6 protein-coding genes, 1 tRNA gene and 1 pseudogene are annotated in these 5862 nt (G+C 68.2%); 4 read left to right on the top strand and 4 right to left on the bottom strand.

The window, feature by feature from the left end:
• The 3 genes and pseudogenes from FRW57_RS16045 to FRW57_RS16055 all read left to right on the top strand — a co-directional run.
• Positions 1-317 (top strand): annotated as a pseudogene (locus tag FRW57_RS16045) (DNA primase); the annotation flags it as partial.
• Positions 317-853 carry a hypothetical protein gene (locus FRW57_RS16050; protein WP_137121694.1) on the top strand — a complete coding sequence of 179 codons (537 nt, stop codon included), beginning with the start codon at positions 317-319 and terminating at the stop codon, positions 851-853. The pseudogene FRW57_RS16045 and the gene FRW57_RS16050, both read left to right, overlap by 1 nt.
• A 112-nt stretch (positions 854-965) precedes the next feature.
• Positions 966-1038: transfer RNA gene (locus tag FRW57_RS16055), tRNA-Asn, on the top strand.
• Between the two features lie 87 nt (positions 1039-1125).
• On the opposite strand, the gene FRW57_RS16060 is transcribed toward FRW57_RS16055, so the two are convergent.
• The 3 genes from FRW57_RS16060 to FRW57_RS16070 form a co-directional block, all read right to left on the bottom strand.
• A complete protein-coding gene (locus tag FRW57_RS16060; protein WP_152186466.1) occupies positions 1126-1317 on the bottom strand; it encodes a helix-turn-helix domain-containing protein in 192 nt (63 codons plus the stop codon).
• Between the two features lie 103 nt (positions 1318-1420).
• Positions 1421-2794 (bottom strand): APC family permease, encoded by a 1374-nt coding sequence (locus tag FRW57_RS16065; RefSeq protein ID WP_152186467.1) that lies wholly within the window; start codon positions 2792-2794, stop codon positions 1421-1423.
• A complete protein-coding gene (locus tag FRW57_RS16070; RefSeq protein ID WP_137121697.1) occupies positions 2787-3671 on the bottom strand; it encodes a carbon-nitrogen hydrolase family protein in 885 nt (294 codons plus the stop codon). Before FRW57_RS16070 ends, FRW57_RS16065 begins: the two co-directional genes overlap by 8 nt.
• 61 nt (positions 3672-3732) lie before the next feature.
• Between FRW57_RS16070 and FRW57_RS16075 the strand changes: the two genes are divergently transcribed.
• Positions 3733-4821 (top strand): IS630 family transposase, encoded by a 1089-nt coding sequence (locus tag FRW57_RS16075; protein ID WP_152186468.1) that lies wholly within the window; start codon positions 3733-3735, stop codon positions 4819-4821.
• A 41-nt stretch (positions 4822-4862) separates the two neighbouring features.
• Here FRW57_RS16075 and FRW57_RS23350 read toward each other — a convergent pair.
• Positions 4863-5862, bottom strand: a 1000-nt coding sequence (locus FRW57_RS23350) for a hypothetical protein (protein WP_162529385.1), incomplete at its 5' end; no start/stop codon positions are given.

A 5862-nucleotide genomic window follows, 5' to 3' on the forward strand; every position in this document is an offset into this window, starting at 1 on the left:
CCACCACCGCAGCCGCTTGGGCGGGAGCCGTGGCCGACCAGGCGCCGGCAGCGGTGCGTCCGCTCGTCAGTGAGCTGGCGGTGGCGCCGTTGCCCGCGCGATTCGACGCGTCGACCGGGCTGCCCGACCGTCGCTACCTGGAGGAGCTGCTCGTGAAGGTGCAGGAGGTCGGGCTCAACCGGCAGATCGGTGAGGCGCTGTCGACCCTTCGTCGGATGGACTCCGGAGGCGCCGACCCCTCGCAGGCTCGCCACCTGAGCGAGCAGTTGCAGACGCTGCAGCGCAGCCTTGCGGCGCTCCGCTCGAGGCTCGGCTGATGGGGTTGATCCGCCGGCGCGCGGCCAAACCCCGGTTGGCCACGCCTGCGGTCGAGGCGCTCGGGCTCGGCAAGGGGGAGCGGGTGCTGCAGTTCGCGACCGACGCCACCACCGGTGACCATGTCGTGGCGACCAACTGGGCGATCGCCGTGGTCTCGCCGGAAGGGGAGCTGCGGTGGCGCCGGCCGTGGCACGAGGTCGATACCGGTGTGTGGCAGGACGAGACGTCGGCGCTCACCGTGACGTGGGTCGATGGCCGCCGACCGACGCAGTGGAGCTTCGGCGAGCAGCAGACCCTCTTGCCGGAGACCCTGCGCGAACGCGTGCAGGCGAGCGTCGTGCTGTCGTCGGTGCTCGACCTGGGTCCGCGGCGGCGGGGGAGAGCCGTGATCCGGCAGGACCTGGCCACCCGTGAGCTGCTCAGCCAGACCGTCCTGGGTCCTGGCATCCGGGCCGACGACCCCCGGGTGATGGCACAGGTCCGGTCCGTCCTGGACGACCTGCGCGAACAGGTCGGGTTGCCGCGCGAGGAGTGAGCGCCGGGGCCACGAGGTCCGGTCCTGCGCAGGAACCGAGAGGCCCGACCGGTTTAGTTGCGAGGTGCCTTCTTTGCTACAGTTACCGCCGCAGCGCCGAGCACCATCCCATTCCCCTGTAGCTCAATTGGCAGAGCATTCGGCTGTTAACCGAAGGGTTGCTGGTTCGAGTCCAGCCGGGGGAGCAAAACCGCAGGTCACAGGCCTGCGGCTTCGTTGTGTCCGGAGCCATCCCCACTTTATCCCCATTTTATTCTGTGGCAGGAGTCACCTCAGGAGGCGGCGCTGCGGGACGCCTCGACGGTGCCCTGGTGGATGAACTCCTCGAGCGCCGAACGGGGGATGCGGACGTGCCGTCCGACGTGCACGAAGGTGATGCGGCGCTCCGCGACGAGGCGTCGCGGGAAGCGCACGGTCGTGCCGAGCAGCTCGGCGGCCTGTTCGACTGACAACAGCTGGTCCATGGGTACCTCCTGGTCTCTTCGGCGCCACGTCGGCGTCTGTCAGTGACTACCGGCGGCATGGGGCACCATCCGGTCGCGCCGTGGCCCGTATCGACGCGAAACCTCAGGGGGCGGGTTCGGGTTCGGCCTCCTCGTTGAGGTCCATCTCGGGCGTGGCGAGCTTGAACCCGCGGGTGAGGGCGAGCAGCCAGCAGAAGCCGATGATGGCCCAGATGCCGCCGAGGATGAGGGCGGCCTTGTCGAGGTGGGTGAACAGCCAGAGGATGAACGCGAGTCCGATGAGGGGGAACAGCACCCAGGTGAGGGGGTTGGGCCGGTCGCCGGCGCGCAGGGCCTTGGCGTAGGCGACGACGACGGAGATGTTGACGAACGCGAACGCGCAGAAGGCGCCGAAGTTGATGAACGAGGTGGAGGTCGACACGCTCAAGGCGATGGCGATGAACCCGACGGCGCCGGTGAGCAGCAGGTTGAGCACGGGGGTGCGGAAGCGTGGGGAGACGTAGGCGAAGAACCGATGGGGTAGGACACCGTCGCGTCCCATCGCGTACATGAGCCGGGTGCCGGCGGCCTGGATCGGTATGCCGGCGGCGAACTGGGCCAGGATCACGGTGGCCAGGAAGATGGAGCCGAACAGGTTGCCGGCGATGGTTTTGGCTATGTCCAGCGGTGCGCTGTCGGGGTCGGCGAAGTGGCCGGAGGGGTGGACCAGCTGCACGACATACGCGACGAAGACGAAGATGACTCCGGCGACCAGGGCGGTGAGGATGATGGCGCGGGGGATGGTCTTGCGGGGGTCGACGGCTTCCTCGGCGAAGGTGCTGACCGCGTCGAAGCCGATGAAGCTGTATGCGGTCAGGGCGGCTCCGGCGGAGACGGCGCCGATCGTGGAGCCCGCGTTCCAGAACGGGCTGGCGGACAGGATCGCGCCGGGTCCGTTCATGTCGATCACGTGCCGCAGGGAGAACGCGACGAAGAACGCGAGGATCAGCACCTCGAAGGCGATCAGGATCAGGTTGGCGCGGGTGGCCAGCTTGATGCCCACGATGTTCAGGGCGGTGGTCAGCACGATGAACCCGATCAGGAACACGACGCCGGGCACGGCGGGGAACTGGGCGGTCAGGTAGGCGGTGCCGATCAGCCAGACGACCATGGGCAGGAAGAAGTAGTCCAGCAGGGTGGCCCAGCCGACCATGAAGCCGAGTCGGTCGTCGATGACCCGCCGGGTGTAGGTGTAGGCAGAACCGGCACTGGGGTGCAACCGGGCCATCTTGCCGTAACTGGCTGCGGTGAACAGCACTGCCACGGTGGTGATCGCATACGAGGCCGCCAGGGTGCCGTGGCTGACGGCGGAGAACACCCCGAAGGTGGTGAGCACGATGAAGGGGGTGATGTAGGCGATGCCGAACAGCACGATCGGCCACAAGGTGAGGCTTCGCTCCAGGTCCGGCCGGGTCGGTGTCGCGGTGGCGTCACTCATCGCTCTCGCCTCTTCGCTGTGGATGCCATGTGGCTGGGTCGATCGCGCCGCCGTAGACCGGCAGCCGCAGGGGCGGGTCGCCTGCGCGCAGCTGGCTCCACATCCGGTTCAGGCCCCTGGTCCCCAGGGTGCGGACGCGGGTGACGGCGTCCAGGTCGAGGACGTCGGTCACGACGGCCGGGGCCTCGCTGGGCGCGGCGACCCGGACGATGCCTTCCGGGTCGGCGATGATGCTGCGCCCGACGCCGTCCGGCATGGCCGCGTTGACGGAGACGACGAAGACCTGGTTGGCGATCGCGGCGGCCTGGGCCAGGACCAGTTCCTGGTCGCGGTCGCTGGTGGAGGTCTGGGTGGGGTAGACGATGACTTCGGCGCCCATCCACGCCAGCTGTCGGGCGACTTCGGGGAACCAGAGGTCGTAGCAGATCGCCAGACCGGCCCGGCCGATGTCCGGGATGTCGAAGACGGTGAATCCGGTGCCGGGCGTGAAGGGCTCGAAGGGTCGCCACGGGAACGCCTTGCGGTAGTAGCTGGCCAGCTCACCGGCGGGCGAGCACACGACCGCGGTGTTGAACAGCTCTCCGCGCGGCCCCTTCTCGATGACGGTGCCGGCCACGAGCCAGATGCCGGACTCGGCCGCGGCGGCGCACAACGCGGTGACGCGCGGGCCGTCCAGAGGCTCGGCGACCTGCTCGTAGGCGGCCCGCCGCTCGTTCGGCAGACTGGAGACCCTGCAGGTGTGGTACTCGGGATAGATGAAGGCCTTGGCCTGCGGGAACTCGGCGTGGAGAGTCGCGACTTCGCTTCGCAGCTCACCGGTCGCGGTCTTCGGATCCCGCGCCGGGGACTGGGCCAGCACCACCGGAAGCAGCCTCATGACGACATGCTAGTGGTGCGTCTCGCAAATAACTGGGTGGTGCGTTGGTAGACTGGCGTTTATGAGCTCACCCGCGTCCCCGTTGCAGATGTCGGCTGGTCAGCGTGAGGCGTTGGAGGTGTTGTCCCGTTCGCAGGCGGCGCCGCATCGGCAGGTGCAGCGGGCCAAGGCGCTGCTGCTGGCTGCCGATGGGGTTGCCAACACGCGTATCTCGGTGCAGGTTGGGGTGACGCCGGTGACCGTGCGCGCGTGGCGGGAGCGATTCGCCGTCGAGGGGCTGGCCAAACTCGGACAGGTACGCGCTGGGCGGGGGCGCAAGACCTCAATCCCCGAGGAGAAGGTGCAGCAGATCGTGCACGACACGTTGCGGACCAAACCCAAGGGGCAGACCCACTGGTCGTGTCGGACGATGGCCGCTCATCAGGGCGTGAGTTCGGCCACGGTGCAACGGATCTGGCACAACTTGGGGATCAAGCCGCACCTGGTCGACACCTTCAAGGTGTCCAACGATCCAGACTTCGAGGCAAAGCTGACGGACGTGGTCGGTCTGTACCTCGACCCTCCCGACCGTGCCGTGGTGTTCTGCGTGGACGAGAAGTCGCAAGTGCAAGCGCTGGACCGCACCCAGCCCTCGCTGCCGATGACCAAGGGCCGCAATGCGACGATGACCCACGACTACAAACGCAACGGGACGACGACGTTGTTCGCTGCGCTGAACGTTCTCACCGGCGAGGTCACCGGCCGTTGCCTGCCCCAGCACCGGCACCAGGAGTTCCTCAAGTTCCTGAAGGTGATCGACGCCGAAGTGCCCAAAAGCCAAGACGTGCACGTGATCCTGGACAACTACGGCACCCACAAGCACCCGACGATCAAGCAGTGGTTACGCCGGCACAAACGCTTCCACCTGCACTTCATCCCCACCTCCTCGTCCTGGCTGAACCTGGTCGAACGGTGGTTCCGCGACCTCACCGACAAGGCGCTGCGCCGAGGCAGCTTCAACTCCGTGCCCGACCTGATCACCTCCATCGAGGAATACCTCGAGGCCCACAACGAAGAACCCAAACCCTTCGTGTGGACCGCCACCGCGGAGTCAATCCTGGCCAAGGTACGCCGCGCACGGACCCGGCTCGACGAAGTGGTTAACCAATAGCGAGACGGACCACTAGGCCCGGCCGCAAGGACCTCCGCCTGTTACAGCTCGGGCGTGGCCACCGGTGTGACCGGTCCCCTTGAGAGGCCGTGTCCCAGCGGTGGATCGGGCGCGGCCGCGCGTGACAAGGCAGCGTGTCCTCGCCGGGCGGCGTGAGCCGCGTCCCGGGCCGACACTCTCAGCGCGGTGATGTCACGAGAGTCGGCAGCGAGATAGTGGCCGTGTTTGACGGCGTGGAGTCGTTCGGGCGTGTGGCGTAGCGCTCGTGCGGGAGCGAAGAGGAGCTCGGAGCTCGCCAGGCGAAGGGGAAGTGGGACGGCGATCTGGATGAAGTCGCGTAGGTCGGTGGCGCCGTAGCGCAACTCGACCATCGCTTGGTTCAGGTCGATCCGCGCGGCCAGGTCGGCGCTGGCCCGTTGGTGGATGCCGTGGTGGGTCAGCTCGAACAGGGTGTCACTCATCCTCTCCGTAGCGGTCACGTAGGTGTGGGTTGGCGGTTGGAGCGTGGTGACGGTGTTCCACTGCCTGCCGAGTTGGTCGAGTTGCGCGGCGGTGGTTCGGAACTCGCGTCGTGCCAGGGCGGCCTGGCGGGTGGGGAGGTGGCCGAGGTCGGCCTGGGCGAGGGTGATCTGGTCGGCGACGGCATACAGGTGGATGCCTTGGCTGGCGATGTTGGCCAGGACCGCGGTCGACGGGATGGGCCGGGTCAGTTCGTGTCGGGCGGCGTCGGCCCAGCCGCGCAGCGCGGCCTCGAGGTGCTCGACCGGCGTGGTGGGGTTGGTGGGCGGGTGGAAGGACGCGATCTGGTTCAGGGCGCTGTCGCGGTCGCGGCTGGGGTCGAGGGCGTCGAGGGCGAATTCGGCGTAGCGGCCGATCAGCAAGGGTCGGTTGCCGTCGGCGAACGGTATCCGGGTCAGCGCGTGTCGGGCGGTGACCGCGGTGATGGCCAGGACCCGGGCGGCCAAGGCGTCGCGGTCGGCCTGGGTGGGCGCCGGTGACGACGGGCGCGGTTCGTAGGCCAGCAGGTCGGCCACGGCGCCG

Source organism: Segeticoccus rhizosphaerae, from assembly GCF_009192725.1.
In the GTDB taxonomy this organism is placed as follows: Bacteria; Actinomycetota; Actinomycetes; order Actinomycetales; family Dermatophilaceae; genus Segeticoccus; species Segeticoccus rhizosphaerae.

Bases quoted from the DNA above. Each gene is read 5' to 3' on its own strand.
- FRW57_RS16050 (WP_137121694.1), top strand. From the start codon at position 317: ATGGGGTTGATCCGCCGGCGCGCGGCCAAACCCCGGTTGGCCACGCCT.
- FRW57_RS16060 (WP_152186466.1), bottom strand. From the start codon at position 1,317: ATGGACCAGCTGTTGTCAGTCGAACAGGCCGCCGAGCTGCTCGGCACG.
- FRW57_RS16065 (WP_152186467.1), bottom strand. From the start codon at position 2,794: ATGAGTGACGCCACCGCGACACCGACCCGGCCGGACCTGGAGCGAAGC.
- FRW57_RS16070 (WP_137121697.1), bottom strand. From the start codon at position 3,671: ATGAGGCTGCTTCCGGTGGTGCTGGCCCAGTCCCCGGCGCGGGATCCG.
- FRW57_RS16075 (WP_152186468.1), top strand. From the start codon at position 3,733: ATGAGCTCACCCGCGTCCCCGTTGCAGATGTCGGCTGGTCAGCGTGAG.